This window comes from Saccharopolyspora thermophila, assembly GCF_014646075.1.
Lineage (GTDB): Bacteria > Actinomycetota > Actinomycetes > Mycobacteriales > Pseudonocardiaceae > Saccharopolyspora > Saccharopolyspora thermophila.
Map to the genome: position 1 here is coordinate 14,345 of NZ_BMMT01000015.1, position 22,993 is coordinate 37,337.

The 22,993-nt window shown below is 67.1% G+C and carries 24 protein-coding genes and 1 CRISPR repeat array; of the genes, 6 read left to right on the forward strand and 18 right to left on the reverse strand.

Going from position 1 to position 22,993, the window contains the following annotated elements; translation table 11 throughout:
- Positions 1 to 205: 205 nt before the first annotated feature.
- The 5 genes from IEY17_RS19140 to IEY17_RS19160 all read right to left on the reverse strand — a co-directional run bounded on the left by IEY17_RS19140 (position 206) and on the right by IEY17_RS19160 (position 3,985).
- Positions 206 to 505, reverse strand: coding sequence for a hypothetical protein (locus IEY17_RS19140; RefSeq protein WP_188989718.1), 300 nt, complete (start codon positions 503 to 505; stop codon positions 206 to 208).
- Positions 506 to 610: 105 nt separating this feature from the next.
- Positions 611 to 1,075, reverse strand: coding sequence for a MarR family winged helix-turn-helix transcriptional regulator (locus IEY17_RS19145; protein ID WP_188989720.1), 465 nt, complete (start codon positions 1,073 to 1,075; stop codon positions 611 to 613).
- A 178-nt stretch (positions 1,076 to 1,253) separates the two neighbouring features.
- Positions 1,254 to 2,270: a transketolase family protein gene (locus tag IEY17_RS19150; protein ID WP_188989722.1), complete on the reverse strand. Its 1,017-nt coding sequence runs from the start codon at positions 2,268 to 2,270 to the stop codon at positions 1,254 to 1,256.
- Entirely contained in the window at positions 2,267 to 3,115 is an 849-nt protein-coding gene (locus IEY17_RS19155) for a transketolase (RefSeq protein WP_229680315.1), read from the reverse strand. The genes IEY17_RS19150 and IEY17_RS19155 overlap by 4 nt, the downstream gene beginning before the upstream one ends.
- Before the next feature lie 75 nt (positions 3,116 to 3,190).
- Positions 3,191 to 3,985 carry an IclR family transcriptional regulator gene (locus tag IEY17_RS19160; RefSeq protein WP_188989726.1) on the reverse strand — a complete coding sequence of 265 codons (795 nt, stop codon included), beginning with the start codon at positions 3,983 to 3,985 and terminating at the stop codon, positions 3,191 to 3,193.
- Positions 3,986 to 4,144: 159 nt separating this feature from the next.
- On the opposite strand from IEY17_RS19160, the gene IEY17_RS19165 reads away from it, so the two are divergent.
- From IEY17_RS19165 to IEY17_RS19185, 5 genes are all read left to right on the forward strand, one after another.
- Entirely contained in the window at positions 4,145 to 5,236 is a 1,092-nt protein-coding gene (locus IEY17_RS19165) for a zinc-dependent alcohol dehydrogenase (protein ID WP_188989728.1), read from the forward strand.
- Between the two features lie 34 nt (positions 5,237 to 5,270).
- The gene (locus IEY17_RS19170) at positions 5,271 to 6,608 is read left to right on the forward strand and encodes an MFS transporter (RefSeq protein WP_188989730.1); all 1,338 of its coding nucleotides are present in this window, start codon (positions 5,271 to 5,273) and stop codon (positions 6,606 to 6,608) included.
- A complete protein-coding gene (locus IEY17_RS19175) occupies positions 6,601 to 7,365 on the forward strand; it encodes an SDR family NAD(P)-dependent oxidoreductase (RefSeq protein ID WP_188989732.1) in 765 nt (254 codons plus the stop codon). The genes IEY17_RS19170 and IEY17_RS19175 overlap by 8 nt, the downstream gene beginning before the upstream one ends.
- Before the next feature lie 59 nt (positions 7,366 to 7,424).
- On the forward strand, positions 7,425 to 8,222 hold the full coding sequence (locus IEY17_RS19180; RefSeq protein WP_188989734.1) for an SDR family oxidoreductase: 798 nt from the start codon (positions 7,425 to 7,427) through the stop codon (positions 8,220 to 8,222).
- Between the two features lie 318 nt (positions 8,223 to 8,540).
- Complete coding sequence (locus IEY17_RS19185; RefSeq protein ID WP_188989736.1) at positions 8,541 to 9,551, forward strand: aldo/keto reductase; 1,011 nt, start codon at positions 8,541 to 8,543, stop codon at positions 9,549 to 9,551.
- 121 nt (positions 9,552 to 9,672) lie between these two features.
- Here IEY17_RS19185 and IEY17_RS19190 read toward each other — a convergent pair whose 3' ends face one another.
- Positions 9,673 to 10,431 (reverse strand): DedA family protein, encoded by a 759-nt coding sequence (locus IEY17_RS19190; protein ID WP_229680316.1) that lies wholly within the window; start codon positions 10,429 to 10,431, stop codon positions 9,673 to 9,675.
- A gap of 68 nt (positions 10,432 to 10,499) precedes the next feature.
- Here IEY17_RS19190 and IEY17_RS19195 point away from each other — a divergent pair, with 68 nt between their 5' ends.
- Complete coding sequence (locus IEY17_RS19195) at positions 10,500 to 10,910, forward strand: DUF7144 family membrane protein (protein ID WP_188989737.1); 411 nt, start codon at positions 10,500 to 10,502, stop codon at positions 10,908 to 10,910.
- A 19-nt stretch (positions 10,911 to 10,929) separates the two neighbouring features.
- Here the strand turns inward: IEY17_RS19195 and IEY17_RS19200 are convergent, their stop codons facing one another.
- From IEY17_RS19200 to IEY17_RS26135, 12 genes are all read right to left on the reverse strand, one after another.
- Entirely contained in the window at positions 10,930 to 11,529 is a 600-nt protein-coding gene (locus IEY17_RS19200) for a COG4315 family predicted lipoprotein (protein WP_229680317.1), read from the reverse strand.
- A gap of 169 nt (positions 11,530 to 11,698) precedes the next feature.
- The gene (locus tag IEY17_RS19205; protein ID WP_229680318.1) at positions 11,699 to 12,031 is read right to left on the reverse strand and encodes a carboxymuconolactone decarboxylase family protein; all 333 of its coding nucleotides are present in this window, start codon (positions 12,029 to 12,031) and stop codon (positions 11,699 to 11,701) included.
- A 127-nt stretch (positions 12,032 to 12,158) separates the two neighbouring features.
- Positions 12,159 to 13,190: an AI-2E family transporter gene (locus tag IEY17_RS19210; protein ID WP_229680319.1), complete on the reverse strand. Its 1,032-nt coding sequence runs from the start codon at positions 13,188 to 13,190 to the stop codon at positions 12,159 to 12,161.
- 305 nt (positions 13,191 to 13,495) lie between these two features.
- Positions 13,496 to 13,828: a CRISPR direct-repeat array (repeat unit 28 nt; unit sequence GGAACACCTCCACGTGCGTGGAGAGGAC).
- 18 nt (positions 13,829 to 13,846) lie between these two features.
- Entirely contained in the window at positions 13,847 to 14,116 is a 270-nt protein-coding gene (locus tag IEY17_RS19215; protein ID WP_188989741.1) for a type I-E CRISPR-associated endoribonuclease Cas2, read from the reverse strand.
- 74 nt (positions 14,117 to 14,190) lie between these two features.
- Entirely contained in the window at positions 14,191 to 14,880 is a 690-nt protein-coding gene (gene cas6e, locus IEY17_RS19220; RefSeq protein WP_188989742.1) for a type I-E CRISPR-associated protein Cas6/Cse3/CasE, read from the reverse strand.
- Positions 14,871 to 15,617 (reverse strand): type I-E CRISPR-associated protein Cas5/CasD, encoded by a 747-nt coding sequence (gene cas5e, locus IEY17_RS19225; protein WP_188989744.1) that lies wholly within the window; start codon positions 15,615 to 15,617, stop codon positions 14,871 to 14,873. The genes cas6e and cas5e overlap by 10 nt, the downstream gene beginning before the upstream one ends.
- Positions 15,614 to 16,819 carry a type I-E CRISPR-associated protein Cas7/Cse4/CasC gene (gene cas7e, locus IEY17_RS19230; protein WP_188989746.1) on the reverse strand — a complete coding sequence of 402 codons (1,206 nt, stop codon included), beginning with the start codon at positions 16,817 to 16,819 and terminating at the stop codon, positions 15,614 to 15,616. The genes cas5e and cas7e overlap by 4 nt, the downstream gene beginning before the upstream one ends.
- Positions 16,816 to 17,409, reverse strand: coding sequence for a type I-E CRISPR-associated protein Cse2/CasB (gene casB / locus IEY17_RS19235; protein ID WP_188989748.1), 594 nt, complete (start codon positions 17,407 to 17,409; stop codon positions 16,816 to 16,818). The genes cas7e and casB overlap by 4 nt, the downstream gene beginning before the upstream one ends.
- Positions 17,410 to 17,420: 11 nt before the next feature.
- The gene (casA, locus tag IEY17_RS19240) at positions 17,421 to 19,037 is read right to left on the reverse strand and encodes a type I-E CRISPR-associated protein Cse1/CasA (RefSeq protein ID WP_188989750.1); all 1,617 of its coding nucleotides are present in this window, start codon (positions 19,035 to 19,037) and stop codon (positions 17,421 to 17,423) included.
- Complete coding sequence (locus IEY17_RS19245) at positions 19,034 to 19,384, reverse strand: hypothetical protein (RefSeq protein WP_188989752.1); 351 nt, start codon at positions 19,382 to 19,384, stop codon at positions 19,034 to 19,036. The genes casA and IEY17_RS19245 overlap by 4 nt, the downstream gene beginning before the upstream one ends.
- Positions 19,381 to 21,750, reverse strand: coding sequence for a CRISPR-associated helicase Cas3' (gene cas3 / locus IEY17_RS19250; RefSeq protein WP_188989754.1), 2,370 nt, complete (start codon positions 21,748 to 21,750; stop codon positions 19,381 to 19,383). The genes IEY17_RS19245 and cas3 overlap by 4 nt, the downstream gene beginning before the upstream one ends.
- A gap of 220 nt (positions 21,751 to 21,970) precedes the next feature.
- Entirely contained in the window at positions 21,971 to 22,231 is a 261-nt protein-coding gene (locus tag IEY17_RS26135; RefSeq protein ID WP_373289902.1) for an HD domain-containing protein, read from the reverse strand.
- Positions 22,232 to 22,993 lie beyond the last annotated feature (762 nt).

Here is a 22,993-nt window from a genome sequence, read left to right on the forward strand (position 1 = left end):
GCGAGCGCGTCTGCCAGTCGGTCGCGTGCTCTGCGCGCTTGTGCGTCGTCGGTGCCGATGCCGATGTGGGCGCACACGGCACCACCGCCTGCTCGCACCTGGGGGCGGGCCGTTTCACCGTCGTCCATGAGCGCATCCTCGCAGAACCGCCAGGGCTGGCGCGCGGCGGCGTGGTCAGCGTCCGGCGCAGCCAGATCCCGGCTCGCTACACGGTGCGGACCAGGATGACAATGCCCAGGGCGAGCACCGAGCACGTCACCGCCAACCACGACCAGTGCTGCATCGGAACGTCGTACAGGGTGTGCCTGGTGCCGAAGCGGTTGAGCCTGCGGCCGATCGTCCGGATCAGCACCGCGCTGACGAGAAAGCCCAGAACCCAGCATGTGTCCGTGACCAGCGGTGTCCCACCGAACAGTTCCTGAGCGGCAGCGCCGAAGACGACACCGACCAGCATTAGCGGGATGACCAGCGGTCCCCACCCGCTCCACTTGATCACGAAGTACATCCCGCTGCACCTCCCGGCCGGGCCCATCATGGCAGGACCGCGTCGCATCGGACCCGAGATCCCGCACCGGCCCGTGCGACCGCGGGTGCCGCGGTGCGTCCTCAGTCACTCGGGGCTCGCGCCCCGTGCCGATTCGACCGCCTTGACGAACGGGGCGAGCTCGGGGTTCTGCGCGGCTTCGTCGAGCGCCTCGCGCAGGGCCGCCTCGTTGGTGGGCCGGGCTGCTTCCAGGAGTGCCAGGCCCGCGTCCGTCACGTCGGTGTAGATACCGCGCCGGTCGGTGGGGCAGAGGTAGCGGGAGAGCAGTCCGCGGTCCTCGAGGCGGGAGACCAGGCGGGTCGTCGCGCTCTGGCTGAGGACGACGGCGTCGGCCACCTGCTTCATCTGCAGGTGACCTCCCTCGCCGTCGTGCTGGCGGCTGAGGACGTCGAGCAGGGAGTACTCGCGCACGCTCAGGTCGTGCTTGGCCTGCAGGGCGCGCTCGATGTGGGCCTCGATCCGGCCGTGAAGCAGGGAGAGGGCGCACCAGCCCTGGGCGAGGGCGGTGAGGGCGGGGTCGGTGGCGGTCATCGGTGCGTGGCTCCTCCGTGCGCGGCGTCCGGGTCCCAGGGTAGACCAAAGCTGCAATTGCCCGCCCGTGCAATGAGTAACGGTGGCACTCGGTGCCTGATCGTGTTCTTCCGGTGCGTATCCGGCCGCCGGGGTGGGGTTCGCGGGCGGCTCCGCTGCCACCCGCGAACCCCGTCGCTCACCCGAGGAGTTGCCGCGCCACCGCGGCGATACCGTCGGCGTCGAGCTGGTAGTGCCGGTAGAGGTGCGTGGGCGGGCCGACCAGGCTGTACTGGTCGGCAATCCCATGCCGCCGGAAGTTGACGCTGACGCCTGCTTCGGCGAGGGCCTCGGCGACTGCGCTGCCGAGCCCGCCGATGACGTTGTGCTCCTCGACCGTCAGCACGTTCCGCGCCGCTCGGGCCACGTCGACGACGGTGTCGGTGTCGAACGGCTTGATGGTGTGCATGTCGACGACCCCGACCGAGACTCCTTCCGCGCGCAGGCGCTCTGCCGCCGCGAGCGCGGGATGCACCATGGAACCGGTTGCGATGATGGCCAGATCCTCACCCGCACCGTGTCGGATGGCGCGGCCGAGCGAGAAGTCCGCGAGGTCCTCGGCGCCGTAGACCTCCGGGTCACGTCCGCGGCCGATGCGGAAGTACATCGGGCCGGGCACGTCGACGCTCGCCCGGAGCATGCACGAGAGTTGCCGGGGGTCTGCGGGGGCCACGACGGTGAGGTTGGCGATGCTGCGGGTGATCGCCAGGTCCTCCGTCGCGTGGTGCGAGGTCCCGTAGAAGCCGAGGGTGATTCCGGTGTGGTGGCCGATCAGCCGCACGGGCAGCTTCGTGTACGCCGTGTCGGTGCGGATCTGCTCCGCGCACAACAGCGCGAGGAAGCTCGCGAAGGTCGCCACGTGGACCTGCAGTCCGGTGGCGGCCAGGCCGGCGGCGGCGGAGACCATGTTCTGCTCGGAGATGCCGAACTGCAGGAACCGGTCGGGATGCCGCTGCTGGTAACGGACGAGTCCGTTGGAGAACTTCAGGTCCGCGGTGCCGACGACGATCGGGTGACCTTCATCGGTCAGGTCCGCCAGCGTGCTGGACAGCGCGGTGAACCCGGGCGCCTGTTCCAGAAGGTCGGTGAGCTGCCAGGAGTTTCCGCGTCGTCCGGGCAGGCCCCCGACCGGGGTGTCCGCAGTGATCGTGCTCATTTCCGGGCCTCCAACTCGCGGTGGACGTCGCGTTCGTCTTCGGTGTCCAGCCAGCCGAGGTGCCAGCCGAACTCCTCCTCCATGAAGCTGACTCCCTTTCCCTTGACCGTGTGCGCGATGACCACGGTGGGAGCGGTCCGCTCGCCGTCCCGGATGCTGCGCAGCAGCGTCGTGAGGGCCACGATGTCGTGCCCGTCGACCTCGTGCACGTTCCACCCGAAGGCGCGCCACTTGTCGGGGAGGGGTTCGACCTGGTTGATCTCGTCGGTCGGCCCGTCGAGGGAGTACTTGTTCCGATCGACGATGGCGATGAGGTTGCGCACGTCGTGGTGGGCCGCGGCCATGGCGGCCTCCCACACCTGCCCCTCTTCCTGTTCACCGTCGCCCAGCAGCACGTACACGTCGAACGGCTCGCTCGCGTAGCGGGCACCCAGAGCCATGCCGAGCCCGACCGAGAGGTTGTGCCCGAGCGACCCCGACGAGAAGTCGATGCCCGGGACGTTGACCATGTCCGGGTGGTCCCCCAGCGGATTGCCCAGCCGGGTGTATCCGTTGAGGACCTCATGGTCCACAAAGCCCCAGTCGGCCAGCAACGGGTACAGCCCGACGGCGGCGTGGCCCTTGCCGAGGAGGAACCGGTCTCGCTGCGGCCAGTCCGGCTCTCCTCGCCTGAGCCGGAGGATGTCGTAGTAGAGCACCGCGAAGATCTCCGCGCAGGAGAAGGTCGAGGCGTAGTGCCCGGTTTTCGCGATGTCGATGAGCCGCACCGTCTCGGTGCGCACGAAACGGGCACGCTCTTCGAGCAGCTGTATCCGTTCCTGGTCGAGCTCTGTTGAGCTTGTCACCGTCTCTCCTTGTCTCATTGATGTGCCGGCCCACCAACGACCGGGCACCGTGGCTCGGGAGAGACGGGGTGCGGGTCAGGTCGCGGATGGGGCTGGCGGTTGTGCGTGTCCCATGTGATGGGAGATCTTGGCGGCGGTCTCGACGACGAGATCGACGATTCCGGCCTGCGGGCCCAGGATGCTGTTGCGGATGCCGCTGACCGACAGGGCGGCGCGGATCTCGCCGGAGTAGTCGAAGATCGGTGCTCCGACCGCGGCGATTCCCGGGGTGACGTCCTCGTCGGAGATGGCATAACCAGCTGCGCGGATCTGCTCCAGCTGCTCACGTAGGGCCGCTGCGATCTCGGGCGCGCGCTGCTCGTCCTGGTCGGCGGCGGCCTGCCGACAGGCCGCCTCGACCGTCTCGGCGGAGGAGTGGGCCAGCAACACGCGCGGGGCGGCCCCGCGGTGCAGTGGCAGGGAACCACCGAGTTGCAGTGCGAGGCTCTGGACCCACTCACCGTCGAGCCGCTCGATGCAGACGGCGTCGAGACCCCGCCGGATGCAGAGGTAGACCGTCTGCGAGGTCGCGGCACGCAACTCCCGCATGTGCGGCAGCGCGAGGCGCCGCTCGTCGAAATGCCGCACGGCGTTCGAGCCGAGCCGGAACAGCTGCAGGCCCAGGCGCCACTGGCCGCGTCCTTCACCACTCTCGACCCAGCCGAGCCGGTCAAGGCCCTGCATGAGCCGGTGGATGCTGCTGCGTGGCTCGTCGACCGCGGTGGCGAGTTCGGCGGTGGTGGCTTGCTCCCGGGCCGCCAGTACCTCCAGAACGGCAGCGACCTTGCCGAGGAGCTGAGCCGGTTGCGCGGCGTTCGGTGAAGCCGACATGGGGTTCCTTGTCCTCCTTGCGTCATCGGTGGCTCCAGTCTCCCAGTCGGCTCACTGCGTGGACACATGGCACCACGATGGAACAAATTTGTCCACCCTCTGGACAAGTGTCCACTGGGTGATTCAAACTCTCCGGCGTTCCCGATGGATGGAGGTGCCATGACAAGGGCGGACCAGAAACCCTCGCCCGCAGCGCACCGCGGCCAGGAGGGGCAGCGCCAGGTGCGCGTCCGTGCCCCTGGACGCGTGGAACTGGTCGAGACCGAGCTCGGCGCGGTGCCGCCGGACCAGGTACGGGTCCGCGTGCGCGAGACCGGGCTGTGCGGCAGCGACGTCAAGATGTGGTCTGGCGGGCATGCCGTGCTCAAGCCACCCATGGTGCTTGGGCACGAGACCTGGGGAGTGGTCGAAGCCGTCGGCACCGCGGTGGCGGCCGACCACCAACGCACCCTCGAGCCTGGAACCCCGGTCGTGGTCGTACCCCCGCGTGGCTGCGGCAGCTGCTACAACTGCGCGCGCGACAGGGAACAGCTGTGCGAGCACATGCGGTTCGTCGGCGCCCAGATCGACGGTGGGATGGCCCGGTTCATCACCGTCGAACCGGAACACCTGCTGCCGATCCCGCCCGAGGTCCCACCCGAGCTGCGGGTGCTCATCGAACCGCTGGCGGTCTCCGTCCACGCGGTTCACCGCGCCGCCGCCCGCACGGATGATCAGGTCGTCGTGCTCGGCGCCGGGCCGATCGGGGTGTTCTGCGCCCTGGTCCTCCTGGCGGAACACGTCGAGACCGTGGTGATCGTGGACCGCAGCGAGCAGCGGCTTCAGCTCGCCACCCTGCTCGGCATCCCGAACTGCATCAGTTCCGCCGGGCGCAGTGTGCGGGAAGCGGTCGCCGGTACCATCCGCCCCGAAGGCGCGGATGTGGTACTCGACTGTGTCGGTTCCCAACCGACCACGACCGAGGCACTGGCCACCACGTGCCGCGGAGGACGAACCGTCCTGGTCGGGATCAGCCCGCAGGAACTCCACGTCGACGGGGTGGCGCTGCAACGCGGTGAGCGGGAGCTGGTCGGCGTCCAGATGTATCAGCGCCGCGACTTCCACCAAGCCATGAGCCTCCTGGCGAGCGGACTTCTCCGGCCAGTTGACGGGCTCAAGCGGCGGTGGCCGCTCGCTCACGCGGGGCGGCTGCTCGAGCAGCTTGCCCGCGAACCCAGCCCCTTCCTCAAAGAAACCGTCCAACCCGACTGATCAACCATCCCCCCGGGCAGCAAAGGAGCTGCTGATGAGAACCACATCCGAAACCCCCGCAGCCCCACCCAGCCGTATTCGCACCGTCGCGTGGGCCACGATGATCGGCACCGCGATCGAGTGGTACGACTTCTTCATCTACGGCATCGCCACCGCACTGGTCTTCAACACGCTGTTCTTCCCCGACAGCACCTCGCCCTTCGTCGGCACCCTGCTGGCGTTCAGCACCTACGCCGTCGGTTTCGCCTGCCGCCCCGTCGGCGGCATCGTCTTCGCCCACTACGGCGACAAACTGGGCCGCAAGTCCATGCTTGTGCTGTCGCTGGCCCTCATGGGCGGCGCCACGTTCGCCATCGGCCTGCTGCCCGGATACGACTCCATCGGCATCGCCGCACCCCTGCTGCTCGTCGCGCTGCGCATGATCCAGGGGTTCGGCGTCGGCGGCGAATGGGGAGCCGCCGCCCTCATGGCCGTCGAGCACGCGCCACCGCGCCGCCGCGGCTTCTACGGCAGCTGGCCGCAGATGGGCGTCCCGCTGGGGATGCTCATCGCCAACGTCGCGTTCATCGGCATGTCGTCGACCATGACCGACTCGACGTTCGCGAGCTGGGGCTGGCGAATCCCGTTCCTGGCCTCCGCCGTGCTCATCATCGTCGGTCTGGTGATCCGGCTCCGGGTGACCGAGTCGCCCGTGTTCCAGGAGCTGAAGGAGACGGGCGAGATCGAGCGCAAGCCGCTGCTGTCCGTGCTCCGGACGCAGCCCGTGAACATCCTGCGCGCCGCCGGGATCAGGTTCGCCGAGAACAGCACCTTCTACATCCACACCACCTTCCTGCTCACCTACGGCACGACGGTGCTCTCGCTGGACCGCGACGACCTCCTCCTCGGAGTCATCATCTCGGCGGCGCTGGGGCTGTTCAGTCTCCCGCTGTGGGGAGCGCTGTCCGACCGCGTGGGCAGAAGGCCGGTGGTGCTGTTCGGTTCCGTTCTCATGGCAGCGTTGAGCTGGCCGTTCTTCTGGTCGCTGGGCACCGGGTACATTCCGCTGATCTACCTGACGCTCATCGTGTGCATCAACGTCGCCAACCACGCGGTCTACGGCCCGCAGCCCGCCTACTACGCCGAACTCTTCCCGCCGAAGGTGCGCTACAGCGGCGCCTCGCTGGGCCAGCAGGCCGCCAGCGTGCTCGCCGGTGGACTGTCCCCGCTCATCGCGACCGCCCTGCTGGCCGTGGACGGCGGCGGCTTCACCTACATCGCGATCTACATGACCGCCATGGCCCTCATCACCGTGATCACCGCGCTGTTCAGCCCCGACCCGTACCGGCGGGCTCGGCTCAGCACGGCCGACCGGGAGTCCGCGCATGCCTGAACCCACCGTTGTCATCACCGGGGCCTCACGCGGAATCGGGGCGGCCACCGCGCAGGTGCTGGCCGAGCAGGGCTGGCGCGTCGTGGTGGCCGACCTCGACCTCGACGCCGCCCGCGACCGCGTCGCCGACCTGCCCAAGCACACCGGGGACACGGTCGAACACCTCGCGGTCCGCGTCGACGTCACCGACGAGGCGAGCGTGCAGTCCATGTTCGAGGCGATCGATCGGGAAATCGGCCGCCTCGACGCCCTGGTGAACAACGCCGGAGTCATCTCCCGCCAGCCGGCGGAGGACTTCGACAGCCGCAGCTGGGCGCAGCAGCTGGACGTCCACCTCACGGGGGCGATGCACTGCTCCCGCGGCGCCTATCCCTTTCTGGCGAAAAGCGAACGCGCGAGCATCGTGAACATCGCCTCGGTCGGATCGACCTTCGGTCTGCCGGGGCGTCTCGCCTACGCCACCGCCAAGAGCGGCGTGCTCGGACTCACCCGGACGCTCGCCGTCGAGTGGGGGCCGGCTGGAATCCGCGTCAACGCCGTGGCGCCCGGCTACGTCGCCACCGAGATGGTCCGGAGTGGGTTGCGTTCGGGCTCGCTGGACGAGCGGGCGCTGATCCGGCGAACACCGTTGCGGCGGTTGGCCGAACCGGCCGAGATCGCGAAGGCGATCTCGTTCCTGCTCTCCCCGGAGGCGTCGTTCGTGCACGGTACGACCCTGCGGGTCGACGGTGGAATCACGATCGACGGAACCTTCTAGAACCCGGCCGCGAAACCCATCGACACCACTGGAGGAAAGCATTGTCTGCGGAAGCTGATGTGGCGCGAGCGCCCGGTGGGGCGGACGCGCACCGACCGCTGGCCGGGAGGGTGGCCCTGATCAGCGGTGCCGGCAGCGGGATCGGAGCCGGGATCGCCCGGCGGTTCCTCGCCGCGGGTGCTCGTGTGCACGGCATCGGTCGTCGGGTGGAGGCCCTGCGGTCGGTCGCGCCGGACGCCCTGGAAGCGGGCACGTTCGTCCCGCACCCGATCGACGTGACGGACAAGGCGGCGGTGGATGAGCTGACCGGGAAACTGGCCGAGGACGATCCGATCGACATCCTGGTCTGCGCGGCGGGGATCAACATCACGGACCGCCGGTTCCACCAGCTCACCGACGAGAGCTTCGACGAGGTGGTGCAGACGAACCTCACCGGGGTGTTCCGGCTGATGCGGGCCACGATGGACCAGATCCGCCAACGGCAGGGTGACATCGTGTTGATCTCCAGCATCGCCGCCGCCTGGCCGGACCACAGCGGTGCCGCCTACGGTGCGTCGAAGTCGGCACTGCTGGGCCTCGCGCGCGGCGCGTCGCGGGACGAACACGTCCACGGGGTCCGGGTCTGCACCATCCTGCCCGGCATCGTCGACACCCCCATCCTCGACCGGCGTCCGAGTCCGCCGCCGGACGAGGTGCGTGCGCTGTGCCTGCAACCCGAGGACGTGGCCGAGGCCGCGTTGTGCGCGGTGAGCCTGCCCAACCGCGCCAACATGGCCGAGATCAGCTTGGTCGCCACCAGGTTGCAGTCCCTGGGCAACACCCAGCAGGCCACCCCGCCGCTCCCGAGCGCGCGGTAGCCCTCGGACGTCGTCGAACACGGGTACTCACGAACGAAACCGGAGCGTGCGGCCTGCCCGGCTTGGTGACCGGGCAGGCCGCCGCGCATCGTTCGCCTTGGTATGAGGCGCGCAACACCAGTATTCCCTTGCGTTTAACCCGCGCGTGCAAATATTGTCGGTGCCTGTAAGGAGTCAGTGCGGGTTATCTGCGGGAGGTCCGTTGCCATGCCACTCGTGCTCCCGGCGCTCGCCGTCGGTGCCTTCGGCATCGGCACAACGGAGCTCATGACCATGAGCCCGCGACCCGCACCCGCGAGTAACTGAGTGAGGTTTCCCGTGAGCATCACGTCGCTGCTTCCCGGCCGTATCGGCTTCGGTTCCGCCCCGCTGGGCAACATGTTCCGCGCCATCCCCGACGACGAGGCCGCCGCCACCGTGCAGGCCGCCTGGGACCAGGGCATCCGCTACTTCGACACCGCGCCGCTCTACGGCGCCGGTCTCGCCGAGATCCGCCTCGGCGAGGTCCTGGCCCAGCAGCCCCGCGACGACTTCGTCCTGTCGACCAAGGTCGGCCGTGTCATCCTCGACGAGATCGAGGACCCCGCGGGCCGCGAACTGGGTGAGAAGGGCGCCCTGTTCGAACACGGGCTGCCCAACAAGATCGTCAACGACTACAGCGCGGACGCCACCCTGCGTTCCGTCGAGGACAGCCTCAAGCGCCTCAGGACCGACCGCATCGACATCATCTGGGTCCACGACGTCGCCCAGGACTTCTACGGCGACGAGTGGGTCGGCGTCTACGAGAGCGCTCGCACCGGCGCCTTCCGTGCCCTGACCCGGCTGCGGGACGAGGGCGTCATCAAGGCATGGGGCCTGGGCGTCAACAGGGTCGAGCCGCTGGAGATGACGCTGGCCCTGGACGAACCGCGGCCGGACGCGTTCCTGCTGGCCGGCCGCTACACGCTCCTCGACCACGAACGCGCCCTCCAGCGGCTGCTGCCTGCGGCCGTCGAGCAGGGCGTCGACATCGTCGCCGGCGGTCCCTACAGCTCCGGCGTCCTCGTCGGCGGCCGCCACTTCGAGTACGCCGAGGCGCCGGCCGAGATCATCGAGAAGGTCAACCGCATCACGGGACTGGCACAGGAGCACGGCATCAACATCAAGTCCGCCGCCCTCCAGTTCGTGCTGGCCCACCCGGCCGTCGCCGCGGTCATTCCCGGCGCGACCCGCCCCAGCCGCATCGCCGAGGACCTCAGCGCACTCACCGAGGACATCCCGCCGGCCTTCTGGGAAGCCCTGCGTGAGCAGAAGCTCATCGCGCACAACGCGCCGGTCCCGGTCAGCTGACTGGTCGGCACACGATCACCTCATGATGATCGGGCACGGTGCTCCCGACCCGCTGCAGAGCGATCGAGAGCACCGTGCCCCGGCATGCATGGCTACGCCGGGGAATCGGGTCCCTGGCCCGTCACGATGCCGCAGTGACCGGCTTGTCGCGACGTCGGCGGCGACGTGTGAACCAGATGAGCACGACGGCAACCGCCAGGCCGAAGACGAGGAAGGCGATGCTGGTGGCGTCGTGGTGGCCGTGGGCGATCTTGCCCGCCCCGTAGGACGCCGGTCCGACGGCGAGGACGAAAGCCGTGGTGGTGATCAGGTTCCACACGACGAACTGGGAGAACTTCATGTGCGCGGCTCCGGAGATCATCGCCGTGGTCACGAAGACGGCGAGCCGCCCCCAGGTCTGGTAGAGCTGTTCACCACGGGTCAGAAGTCGTTGGCGTTGTTCCTGCCTGTGTCCGGGGCGTTCCATGATGCGACGACCCCACCTGAAACCGATGTGGTAGCCGACGATGCCGCCGATTTCACCGCCGAGAATCGAAGCGACGAGCACGGCTGCGAGGTCGAGCTCTCCTCGGCTGGCCAGCACGGCGCCACCACCGAGAGCGAACGTCCCGATGAACGGGACTCCAGCCGACGAACACAGCATCAGCGCGAAGATCGCGAAATACGCCCATACGCCGTAGCGCTCATCGACGTTCGCCACCGGCGGCGCGCTGAGAAAAAACTCTTCGAAAGGCATCGCTGGTACCTCGGCAGCCGATGGGAGTTCGATCGCTGGTTCAGGCGAGTTCGGTCCAATGCCCGGCACGATGATTCTGCGCCGCGCACGTGCTCTGCTGCCGGGGCCTTTGGCCCCTGGGGCGTGGCTTTCCGGATGCGGCACGGTGGTGCTGGGTGAGTGCCAGGCAGGGGCTGGGAGCCGTATGGCTCGCGATCGAGAGGATGACGATCATGGCAACGCACGGAGCACGCGGGGCACGGACCGGCTGGGTGGGATGGGTGTACTTCGCGGGCACGGTTCTGCTCCTGATCGGCATCATCCAGTTCATCAACGGTGTGATCGCGTTCGGCCGCTCGGGGACCACGTTCCTCACGCCCTCCGGGGGTGCGGTCCAGATCAGCTACTCGGGTGTGGCGTGGAGTTTCCTGATCATGGGCGCGGTCTTCGCGCTGGTCGGGTTCGGCGTGTTCCGCGGGCGCACGTGGGCGCGTGCCCTGGCGATCGCCTTCGCGGTGATCAGCGTGTTGGCCAACATCGCGTTCTTCTCGGCGTATCCACTGTGGTCGACGCTGGTCATCGTGCTCGACCTGGTCGTGATCTACGCACTGGTCGCGCATGGCCGGGAAGTCGCCCGCCGGTAGCCAGCGAGGAGCAGTTGTGTCAGTAATCGCCTCCGCCCGGCGCGATTCTGTCGCCGGCCGGCGACACCACGTACCAGGTGCCGTTGTTGGAGATCACCGTTTGACCGTTGGCCTCGCCCGGTAGGTCATCGCCTTCGTAGTAGTACAGCGGATGTCCATTGTAGACGATCTGTGTCCTGCCGTCCGGGCGTCTGGTGGTACCGAGCAGAGCGGGGTTCACGCCGGGACCGGCAGCGGGCGGTCCGGTTGTCGTCAAGGGCGGCCACGGCGAGGCGCACCCGCCGACACAGGTCGGCTGCGAGTCCCGGTCCTTGTCGAACAGGTACACGGTGCGGCCGCTCGGGCCGGTGAGCACGGCACCCAGGTGCGGAACCTCATGGGTCTGGACCACGACGACGCCACCCGTGACCGGTGCAGCCGTCGTCGGTGGTGGTGGCAGCCCGCTCCCGACACCGTCCGGGGATTCGGCGGGCGAACACGCGAGCGCGGCCAAGGACAGTGCCCCACAGGCGAGCCATCCCCCGCGGAAGCGCCGGCTGTTCAGCACAGTCGTGTGGTGTCGAGTCATGCCAGGCACCTCATCCGCCTGGTCTGTACAGGTGATCAACGCAGCATCCAACGGCACCCGACGGTGTGCTGCTGCGGGCACGGCTCGCCCTCAGGCGTGTTCCAGGGCGGCGCCCCCCGCCAGGTGCGGACGCCCTGGACACGGTCGGCCGGTCGCGCGACAGATGAGCGACGGTGGTCACCAGTGGTGGAACCGGCGCCGACAGGCGCCCTCCTTCGCGCTACTTCTGTTCGCTGATCGCCGCACCGAGGCCAAGCCCGCGAAGGACGTTTCCGGTGGCCGAGACAATCCGCGCGCTGCCGACGATCGGTGCGATCGCCACGCACACGGCCTGGGCATCCTCAACGGTCACTCCCGCATCACGGGCAACCTGGAGGTTCGCCAGGTAGGACGCCGGGGCTGAGTCCATCGCGATCAGCGCGGCGAGACGAACCAGGTGGTAGGTCCGTTCGTCGAGCCCTGAATTCGGCAGTGTGTTGATGTGCATCTGAGCGAGCTCTTCGAGGACCGGCACGTCACCGTGCGCCACCGCATCGAGCTGTTGTTCGGCCACTGAAGAAGTCATAGTTGCTCAGCCTTTCGAAGTCGTCATCGGCCACGTACGCATTCCATGGTTCGACGGCTGGTGAGTCCGAGAAAGAGCCGAAAGCCTCCCGCGCGACGACATCGCGTCCCGGTGGCTAACCGGCGCGCCGGGCTTGCTCGGCGGTGACCCGGTCGGAGACCAGGAAGGCGTTCGCCCACGTCGCCCGCGGGTCGCTGTCCACCAGAAGCGCCTTGACCAGCAATGTCAACGGGACCGCGAGCACGGCACCCAAGGGCCCGACCGCCCAGGTCCAGAACACCAGCGACAGCAGCGTCACGGTGACCGACAGCCCTACGGCGTCACCGACGAAGCGTGGCTGGATCAGGCTCTGCACCACGAAGTTGAGCACGATGTACACCCCGGCCACGGTCAGCGCGAGTTGCCAGCCGCCCTGGAGCAGCGCCAGCAGAACCGGGGGAATCAGTCCGATGATGAAACCGATGTTCGGGATGTAGTTGGTGATGAACGCCAGCAGGCCCCACAGGATCGGCAGTGCCACCCCGAGCAGCGCCAGCGCGGTGTCCAGCACAGCGACGATCAGGCCGAAGACCGTCGAGACCACCAGGTAGCTGCGGGTCCCATGAACGAAGCCGTCCAGCGCCCCGGCCATACGCGGGTGTGCGGCGTACACGATGGCCAGCCGACGGCCGACCCCGCTGGTCTCGATACCCAGAAACAGCAGCAGCGCCAGCAGGAACACCAGGTTGGTGCTCACTCCGGCCAGGCCGGACAGCAACGTGCCGAGGAACCCGGCCAACTGCCCGTAGTTGACCTTGCTGGCGGCTGCTTTGACCTGCTCCGGCCCGATGCCGAACCTCGCCAGGGCCTGCGTCACCTCGGCGCCGAGGGCGTCAGCGTGCTGCGCGTATTGCGGCAGGATCGTGGCCAGACGAGCCACCGAGACGGCCACGACCAGCGCGAAGGCGATGAGCACCGCGTACACCAGGGCAACCAGCACCACGGTGGCCAGCCACCGCGGACATCCCTTCCGGACCAGCCACGTCGGAACCGGAGTGGTCGCGATGACGATGACCATCGCGAGAAAGGTCGGCGCGATCAACCAGCCAACGGCCTTCACACCGCCGGCGACGACGACCGCCGCGGCCATCCCCAGGAGCACCACCACGCCACGTGGCAGCTGATCGGCACGGCCCCCGACGGACGCTGTCGGCGCATCGTTCGTTCCCCCCACCCCGCAAATCTACGAGCTGCTCGAAGCCCCCGCAGGACGACAACGCGATGGCCCGGCACAGGTCGCCACAGCCGAGGCCAGTACTGCGGCGCCCGCCGGAATCGAACCGACTATCCCAAGGCCGCCGCCGCGACCGAGCGGGCAACGACGCCCGGGGGCCCTCGTAACGCTCCAGGGGGCGGCTCTCGGTCACGTCGACCGTCTCGACACGTGGCCCGGTCGCTATCCGACGCCACGACGGAACACCTCCACGTGCGTGGAGAGGACAAACCGTCTCCCGAGATCAGAGGGATCTTGTCCGGAACACCTCCACGTGCGTGGAGAGGACCAGACCGGCTGATTCGCCGGGAACCGGAAGACCGGAACACCTCCACGTGCGTGGAGAGGACGATCAGCGGCTCCTGCTTTCCAATGCCGACGACGGAACACCTCCACGTGCGTGGAGAGGACGCGGTCAGGAGCCCACCGAGGTCAGTAGTACCTGGAACACCTCCACGTGCGTGGAGAGGACGTGCACACGTATCGATCGCCTCGGCAGAAACACGGAACACCTCCACGTGCGTGGAGAGGACACTTTGCGACCTGGAGTTTTAGAAGGGTAGTTGCTCGTTTTGGTGGTCTTGGGTGGTGGGTTCGGGGGTGTAGGCGATGAGTTGGAGGCCGTCGTGGTCGATGATGTGGCGGCGGCGTCGGCCGGCGGTTTTGATGGTGTAGCGCTGTTCGTTGTTGTCGGGGTGGATGTAGACGTCGGCGGGCGACGTTGTACCGCACCCATATCCCCGCCTTGCAGAGGTCGCGACGCAGGTCGCGGCGCTTGAGCAGCCCGCAGGTGAACAGGCGGGTACAGCGCGGGGAGACATCGATCTGAACCAACCAGGAGGACATCGTCACTGCCTTTTCGCGCACAACCAGATGCCGTTCCAGCGAGTCAACCTCAGCGGTGTGGTGGGGCGAGAGAGAGCAGGCCGCAGCCGTAGGCTTTGGCGGGGCCGATGCCGGTGACCAGGGCGTTGGCGAGAGCGTCGGGGTCGGTGACGACGAGATGTCCGTCGTAGCGGACCGAATCGACGGTGAGTTTGTTGGTGCGCTTGCCGGTTTGATATCCGGTGAGTCGTGGGGAGGGGGTGACCGCTACGTCGGGACGGGCGTCGGAGCCTGTGGGGATCGTGAAGCCGTACCTTTTACCGCAGTTGATTAGCCAGGTGATCTGGTCACTCGGCTTGCGGATCGGGTAGCGGTTGTCGCGGCGTCCCTTGTGCTCGGGGGCGCGTTGGTCTATGAGGCGGAGGCGTTTGGTGGGGTTGGCCAGGAGCCGGAACGCCAGCGTACGCGCGGGTTGTAGCGCTTCGAGTACGGCGGAAAGGTCGCGGATCTCGGCCGGGCGGGTGAGGTAGTTCCTGCCGAGGTGGTTCCAGTCGGGCCGGGTGCGGCTTTGGACGTAGAGGATGAAACCGGTGCGGCCGGGGTCCAGTCGCCAGAGCACCCCGTGGTGCGCGCGGGCGGATGTTTCGTCGGTGATATCGGGGAAAGCGGACATGACGGTCCGGTGCATGTGGTGCAGGTCGGCGTAGTCGCGGCGGAAGGCGAGCGAGGTGGTGTCGGGGATGAGGCGGCTCAGGTACACGGGTGTGCTCCGGTGTGGATCATGGATGCGGTGAGCTGGACGTGTCCGGCGCGTACGGAGCGGGTCTCGAACAGGCGGTTGCGCGGGTGAAAGGAGACGGGGACGTCCCTGCGCGGTTCGGCGAGTTCGTCGGTGGGGCTGGTGTCAACGAGGGTGCGCAGGAAATGCTCGTCTCCGTCACTCACTGCTTTTGCCAGGCGTTGGTGCGGTGCGGTCCGGTTTTCCAGCCAATCATGCTGAGCGAGCACATCTTCGAGGGGCGCGTCAGCGATACCGAGCCAAGGGCTGTCGGGAGCCGGTGCAACGAGTGGCCGTGCGGGGACGAAGGCTCTGCGGCCCAGGTAGATCGGCCAGTGCGGGTTGAGCAGGGCGGCGTGCCAGCGCAGTAGTTCATCGCGGTCGGGATGCTGAAGGGCGACGAGGAAGACCGCGTCGGCCAGGTAGTAGCGGTGGCTGATGACGGTGCGAGGGTTCGCCCCCTCGGTGTTGGGCACGTTGTTGACCGTGTGGAAGTCGCGTTCGACGAGTCCTTCGCGGTCCACGCGCACCCCCATCCGTACCTTGGCCAGGCGCTGGATCTCACGGTCGAGATCGCGTGGAATGCCGAGTGCGGCAGCGAGCAGTCCGATGACTCCGGACTTGGTGGGTTCGTGTGCGGTGTCGCGGCTTTGGAATCGGGAGCGCAGTCCCCAGGACTGCATGGGCGCGTCCAGGCACAGGGCGAGGGTGTGGGTCATGCAGCATCCAGCGCGGTGGTCAGCAGCCGGTTGGTGAACTCGTTGACGTCGGCGACGGTGTCCTCAGCGGGCAGCGGATCGCTGCTGCAGCTCAGCGCGGCGCCTGCCACGGTGCGCAGGTCAGTGGTGCCGTAGAAAGCGCGTAGCGTCTGGAAGTGGGCGAACAACCGTTTGGTTGAGCTGCCGAGCACGTCGGTGCCGGTGACAGGGCGCAGAAAGGCGTTGGCCAGGTTCCACGCACCGCGGGTGCGTACCGTGCCCAGCAGGGTCTCAGGCATGGTGCGGGCGGCGGTGGTGGTCTGCTTGCCGCTGGGAGTGGAATGAATGAAGGCGCCGAGCCACGCCTTCGCTGCCTGGGCAACGAGCTCGTGGTCGCCCTGCAGGTTCTCGGTGAGCTGCGCGAGGTTGAGGTTGGCGTAACTGTAGTAGCATGCGGTGTTGAAGTCGATCGTACCGATCATGTCCGCACCGGGCTCGTCGTCACGCTTGAGGTCGTCGACCGCGGTGTAGTAGTCGAACTCTGTCGCCACGGCGTGTGTGGAGATCGCATGTGCGACCTGTGAGGCGGCGTTGACGTTGAGGTCGGTGTTGTCGGCGATCATGCGCCCGAACAGGGCGATATCGGCTGCCCGCCGCGCGGAGAAAATGTCCTTGGCGATAGCTTTGAGCTTGCTGTCCGTTGCGATCTTGGCGATCTTCTCGACGGGGTTCTCGCTGTCCCCCGTGCTGGTGGTCTTCTTGGACTTCTTGGCCTCTTTGGCCTCGCGTTCCTTCTGCGCCTTCGCGGCGTACGCGGAGAGTGCGTCCCAGTTCTCATTGCAGAACTCAGCCAGCAGCCGGGCTGTGTTCTTGTCGACGAACAAAAGATACTTGGTAAAGCCGGTAGCCTCGGTCTTGAAACGGAACTGGTTGAACGCCGCGGCCACGACCGGTGAGGTAGCCTCAGCGGCACGGCCGTAGCCGTGATCAGGATCGCTGAGCAGCTTGGTGACTTCGAGTTCCAGCCGTTTGGTCCGCTGTCCGAGGTCGGCAGCGTCGAGGCCGTGCTGGTCGAACTCGTCCCGCGCCGCTCGTTTGAGGGACTGGCTGGAGATCCGTGCCCTGGGTACGCCACCGAAGGTGGCGGTCTTGGGTTGTCCGAGATCGTCGCGGTTGAGGTTGCTGACCGGGAAGGACTGGAGCAGGTGCAGTTCGAGGATCACTCGTCATTCTCCTGGGAAAGGTCGTTGTTGTTGGTGGTGTTCGTGTTCTCCTGCCGGTGGAAGTCCCGTGCCCACCGCCACCGGGTGTTGCGCTCCTGTTCTTCGTCGCGATGCGGCCGCAGCAGGGTTACCGCATCGTCCAGCAGTGAGCGGAAGTCGACTACGATGTCGTGGCTGGCCAGCAGCTGCAGGGTCGAGCGCAGGTGCTGTGGCAAGGAGTTCGCGTCGGCGGCCAGTAGCTGACGCAGTCGTTTTTGTGCGGTGGTGCCCGGGCGTCGTTGGTCGAGCCGACGTAGCGCGGCACCCAGCCGGAGTGGTGCGCTGCTGGTCTGCGGGTTGAGCGCGAACAATCCGGCGATGGTCAGCCAGATCTGCTCCTCCTCCCGCGGCGGATCGAACTCGAAGATGAGTGACATCGCCTCGTGTTCGTATCGCTGTCCGCTGACCGACCGTCGCAGCTGGGCAAAGCTCCGGCGAGCCTGCCCGACGAGGTGCTTGTCTCCGGACGCCAGGTCCCGGGCAAGTCTGTCGAGTTTGTCGATGAACGCCCGACGGCGCTGGTGCACCGGTGGCTTCTCAGTAGTGGTCATGGGTCTCCGTCTTACGGCAGATATGCGGCGATCTGGCGGTCGAAGGTCCGGCAACACCTGGCGATTTCGCGTTCAAAATTCGCATACGCTCCGGCGATCTCGTAAAGGTGCCGTGCCTGGCGTTCCCGAAGCTGATTGATCAGCTGATCAGCGGCTGCGGTGGCGTGGGCACGCACCGTCTGCTTCCATTCGAAAACCGGTGGCTTGGGCGAGCTCTCGTCGTCGACAGCCAAGCCGAGGCTGAGCAGCAGCGTGGCGAATGCCGACGGTAGTTTCGGCCAATAGTCCTGGACGAGGCCGAAGTTGTGCTTCGCGCTGCGCTTGACCTCGGCGGAATGCTCGGCATGAAAAGCCTTGCGGCAGTCCTTGGCCAAGCTGGTCAACGCGTCACCGATCCCATCAGCCAGCGCGACGCAGCTACCGAGTATTCCGCCGAGCCAGGGATGACGCGCGGTCAGCAGCGCGGCCGGCGCGGGCAGTTGTTCTTGCAGCCAGGTGTAGACCGAGCCGCCACCGTTGTCATCAAGCTGCTGGCCGAATACCCGGATGGTAAACACCGCGTGCCGCGACAAGGTCCCTCGCTCGACCTGATCGGCGACGTGATCGAGCACCATGGGTCGCTGGTGCTGTTGCTCGTCCTCGGCCAGCAGCAACGTCCGCGCGTGGCGCCAAATGCCGCGCAGCTCCCCCAGCCGCACCGGATTCCAATTCCACTGCGAAGAATTCTTGTTCTTGGATTTCGCATGCGGCCGTTCGAAGGCAGCCATCAGCTCGGCGCCGTGCAGACCCGTTTTCTTGATCGTCGTGCCCGGGGTGATGACCACGCCATCGACCTCCGGCTCACGGGCGTCAGCGGTCGGATGTAACAGCACTCGCCGAGCTGGCCATGTCAGCAGATCAAGCCAACCGTAGGGCTCGCGCGTATCCGGTTCCGGCTGCGGGGGCTCAGACTCCCAGGCCGGCCGGTCTTCGTAGGCCGAGCTCCAAGGCCGACCGTAGTCGCGGTCGAAGCGGTGGGCGTTGAGCAGCAGGGTTTCCTTCAGCGTGTTGCCTTCAACCAGGACCATGCCGAACCTGTTACCCAGGCCCGCGGACGAGTTTTTCACTTTCTTATAGGGAGTTTTCGTCCCGCCTGGATCATAGCACTGAACCGTCACCAGCCACCGTGCGGCTTCGGCGAAGGACAGCCGCAGCGGTTCGGCAGCGGTGGTGTGGTCGAACAGCGTGCCGTTGTTGCCGACCGACCGGAAATGCACCAACTGCGCGGCTGGCCGCGCGCGCACCGACGCCAGAGCGGGGCACTGAAGGAACGGTCGCTGCCTGTCGAAAAGGTCGAATCCACCGGCGTGTCTGTCGAGATAGTCGTGTACCGGTCTGCTCGGAAGTTCCATGGCTTCCCAGAGAGCACCCCAGTCCTCCGGGGTGCGCGGTCCGTCGAGGCTGGCGTGCAGCACCGCCAGCAGAAGCCGGTGCAGCGCTCCGGTCATCGGTGGCGCTTCGGCATCCAACCACCGCAGCTCGTGTGCGCGGCAAAAGATCTCACGCAGGCTCAACACGTACGGTTGGCCGTCCAGGCCGAGCGCGGGGATCCACGGCTCGGTGGTGAGGTCGAACGATGGTCGGGTCACTCGTCCTCCTCGATGCACAACCCGTAGATCTCGTGAAGCTCGAAGCGCACCGGGCCAGTCCGGGCGGCCTCGTCAAGCACGAGTGCGTGGTGGTCCTGCAGCCAGCCCGAGCGCCTGAAGCAGCGCGGAATCGGCAGCTCGGCCACCGCCTCGTAGGAGCGTTCCGTGAGGTCGTCGGGAAAGATGTGCACGGACGAGTCGAGCAGTGCCTGCTGCTCGGCGTCGGTGAGGTCGTGGGCGTCGGACAGGTTGACTGGAGTGCCGTCGAGTGCACGGGGGTGTGGATCTCCCGGCAGCAGCACCACGACGGTGAACGGCTCGAGCCGGAGCGTGTCGCCGTCGGTCACGTCCGCTCCTTCCATGGAGTGTCCTTGCGGGTGCGGGCCGCGACGGTGGGTTGGTAGGTCAGGTCGCGCACGGAATCGCCGGGCCGCAGCGCTGGCAGGTAGAAGCGGCGCACCCTCGACTCGTCATCGTTGTCCTGGGTGGACATGCTGAGTTCGGCTTTCTCGACGCGTCGCCGCAGCGGTCCCTGCACTTGCGCAGGGGCGCTGTAGACGTGGTGGACGAGGTCTGCGGTCTCCGATGGCAGCTTCAGCTCTGCGCGGCCCCACAGCACATTCCACGTCCGTAGCAGCAGCGCGTAATGGTAGACGTTGTGCAATCCTCGCGCGAATACTGGACCTTCCTTACCCTCGGGTGGTTGCACAAGCGCGAACTCCGGCTCCGGGATCATTCGCGCCTTAGCACGCAGGTGGCGGTGGATACGTCCGAGCCGCTGGATGAGCTCGTTGATCGGGGCCAGGTCGCTGGCCAACAGGTCGAAGTCGAGATCGAGGCTGTGCTGCAGCACCTGGGTTCCGATGACGATGGCGTGCGGACGGTCCACGGTTTCGGGCCCGAAGTTCGCGCGCAACCAGTCCTCGATGCCGGCGCGCTGTGCCTTCGGGGTTTGCCCGGTGAGAAACCTCAACTCCGGCTTGCGATCCCAGGTCTTGATCTCTTCAGCAAGAGCTTCGTGCGTCTGCTGCGCGTCGCGCACCAAATTCCGGATGACCAACGCACATCCGCCAAACCTCACCCGCTCACGCAGCCAACCGGTGAGCTCCTCCTCAGGCAGGTGGTGCACAGCCACTGCAGGACGCCGAGCATTAATCTCCGACAGCCCAATCCGCCGCCGCTCCGGCTCGCCGCACGCGCCGGTCCAGCTGACCTGCTGACCACCAGGTTCGGTCGGAAGCGGCTCGGCCTTGGCGGGGCCCAGGCCGCGACGTCCTGCACGCCATTGCGCGATGAGGTGTTCACGATCGCCGGCAGGCAGGGTGGCCGACATCAGCACGACCGGGACCCCGAACCGGCCGCACCACCACATCAACCGGCGCAGCAGCGTGGTCATGTGCGCATCAACGTCGTGCACCTCGTCGAGGACGAGGACCTTGCCGGACAACCCGGTCAACCGCACGAACACGTGCCGGGAGCGGATCACCGCCTGCAGCGCCTGGTCGATCGTGCCCACCCCGACCGGGAACAACAGTCCGCGTTTGCGCGTGAACCACTCGTGCCCGTCATGCTCGCCATCACCGTCCTCGTCCACTGACAACGGAGCGAGATCGCTACCGGCCTGGACCAGGTTCGGCGGCTCCTCGAGGCCGAGCGCGCTGCCGGCCTTCGCCAGCTCGGCGTGCACCTGGGCAGCCGTAGCCCGGGTCGGCAGCGCGAAGTACATCCCCGACAAGCCCAGCTGACGCACCAGCGCGGCCGCAGCCTGAAACCCAGCACGGGTCTTGCCCTCACCGGTTGGCGCCTCGATCACCAGCACCCCCGGTTCGTCCCGGCCAGCAACCAGTTCCTCGACAGCCTCCTGCAACGGCCGCCGTTGACCCGAGAACAATGCCGAATAGGACGTGTCCACCGGCGGAATCCACGGTTTCCACCGCAAGCGCTCGACCACCGCCGTGGCCGCCTGCGCCCGGGCCCGGTCGCGGTAGGCACCCAGGTCGGTCAGCGGCAGCTCGGCGAACGGGAAATTCATGACGTCGGAGGCGATCCAGTCAGACACCGACGCCAGCCCGGCAATCCCCACCATCCCCGGCACGTCCAGCGACGCCGCATGCCACGCAGCCCGTTCAGGATCACCGAGCTCCCAAAGCTCCGCCACCGTCCGCACCAGCTCGGCCCGCAACTCGCGCCAAGGCCCTTCGCCGTGATGTCGCCTCTTGTCACTCGCGCGCTGCACCGCATGGGCCGACAGCAGCGAACCGTGGTGCCCACCGAGCCCATAGGCGAGAGCATCACGAAGCTCAGGGCTCGCACCCCAGGCCGGTAGGCAGTCACGCAGGTGCACCGCCGTCAACGTGCCGTGCATCGTCTTCACCTGCGGATCTTTCGAGCTCTCGTGGAGATTTTCCACCAGTTCGCGCGCCTCTTCACCGAGATAGCAGACCAGCTCCGGGCGCATGGCTTGAAAGATCGGACTGCATTTGCCGATATCGTGCAGACCGCACAACACCGCGACCCAGGACCGTACATCCCCCAGTGAAGCCAGCCCCGTCTCCAGAGCACGCCGCACTTCAGGCCCCAACAACACGTCGTAGAGCTGCTCTGCCACCGCAGCCGTATCGATCACATGGCACACCAACGGATGCGGAACCTTGGCCTTACCCGCCTTGCCCCACGGGCCCAACACCCGAGCATCGGGACTGATCTCGAACACGCACCTACCCCAGTCTCGCGCCATCCCACAACGCACAGTTTGTTGATCAACCGCGCCACATGATGCCCACCGCCCCTGACACCCGTGGCCGAAGCATCGAATTCAACCAAAGAAACCCCCCAAATGGAGCAGTCCTACCTTCGTCGGCGGCCGACCTACTCGGATCACATGCGTCAGGCCGTTACTCCATGCCGCGTCGGGCGGTGCCTCTATGTCTTTGTCAAGTGGGGTTGTGGGGCAGGACCTGGGAAAGTGGGTGGGCCTCCAGCGGGGCCTGCCTCGCTCTGGGTTTGCGGGGCCAAGCGCTCATGGGCGGTCGCGAGAGCGGGCAAGGGAGGGGACGACGATGTCGAGGTGCCCACGACGTATGCCGCCACAGCACCCGCGCCGCCGCCGCGGTATCCAACCCATGACATACCACGGGATAACAAGCCCCGCCCAGCCCGCGCTCCTTGCCCCACAGCCGGAGATCCACTACCACGTACGCCCCCAGTCCAACGTCAACTAGCCACCACGCTTCCCAGCGCGCCGTACACTAGCCACATCCCCTGACAGAACCACCACCTATCCAATAGCACTCACCCAAATGAACCAACACCAGTACTTCAGGCCCGCCAACCCACCCACACGCCAAAATGAACAAGCACGCTCCTAAAACCGCAGCTCGCGAAGTGTGCTCTCCACGCACGTGGAGGTGGTCCGCTCCTCGAGGCGCGCCAGCACCTCCTCGACCAGTGCTCTCCACGCACGTGGAGGTGGTCCGGCAAACGAGCACGTGCAGCCGCGCATCGTCGCGTGCTCTCCACGCACGTGGAGGTGGTCCGCGCTCGGCGTCTACCAGCAGATCAAGGACGACGTGCTCTCCACGCACGTGGAGGTGGTCCGGCGGGTACAGCTATGACCCGCTTTCTTCCAAAGTGCTCTCTACGCACGTGGAGGTGGTCCGCTGGTTGGCAGCACCAGGGGAAGCCATCACTAGTGCTCTCCACGCACGTGGAGGTGGTCCGCGCAGCTCCTGGACGCGATCCCAAAGCCCAGGTGCTCTTCTCCACGCACGTGGAGGTGGTCCTCCCAGGCTGTTGAGGGGATGATTCCCGCCGTCGTGCTCTCCACGCATGTGGAGCTGGTCCGGTCGTTGGGTTCAACTCATAGGGAGGAGTCCCGTGCTCTCCACGCATGTGGAGTGATCTGATCGACGAGGTGTGCGCACGCGAGTCCTACGGTGGTGCGGGCTCGACCTCCG

Coding starts and splice junctions, on each gene's coding strand:
- IEY17_RS19140 (WP_188989718.1), bottom strand. CDS start 505: ATGTACTTCGTGATCAAGTGGAGCGGGTGGGGACCGCTGGTCATCCCG.
- IEY17_RS19145 (WP_188989720.1), bottom strand. CDS start 1,075: ATGACCGCCACCGACCCCGCCCTCACCGCCCTCGCCCAGGGCTGGTGC.
- IEY17_RS19150 (WP_188989722.1), bottom strand. CDS start 2,270: ATGAGCACGATCACTGCGGACACCCCGGTCGGGGGCCTGCCCGGACGA.
- IEY17_RS19160 (WP_188989726.1), bottom strand. CDS start 3,985: ATGTCGGCTTCACCGAACGCCGCGCAACCGGCTCAGCTCCTCGGCAAG.
- IEY17_RS19165 (WP_188989728.1), top strand. CDS start 4,145: ATGACAAGGGCGGACCAGAAACCCTCGCCCGCAGCGCACCGCGGCCAG.
- IEY17_RS19170 (WP_188989730.1), top strand. CDS start 5,271: ATGAGAACCACATCCGAAACCCCCGCAGCCCCACCCAGCCGTATTCGC.
- IEY17_RS19175 (WP_188989732.1), top strand. CDS start 6,601: ATGCCTGAACCCACCGTTGTCATCACCGGGGCCTCACGCGGAATCGGG.
- IEY17_RS19195 (WP_188989737.1), top strand. CDS start 10,500: ATGGCAACGCACGGAGCACGCGGGGCACGGACCGGCTGGGTGGGATGG.
- IEY17_RS19215 (WP_188989741.1), bottom strand. CDS start 14,116: ATGTCTCCCCGCGCTGTACCCGCCTGTTCACCTGCGGGCTGCTCAAGC.
- cas5e (WP_188989744.1), bottom strand. CDS start 15,617: ATGACCCACACCCTCGCCCTGTGCCTGGACGCGCCCATGCAGTCCTGG.
- casB (WP_188989748.1), bottom strand. CDS start 17,409: ATGACCACTACTGAGAAGCCACCGGTGCACCAGCGCCGTCGGGCGTTC.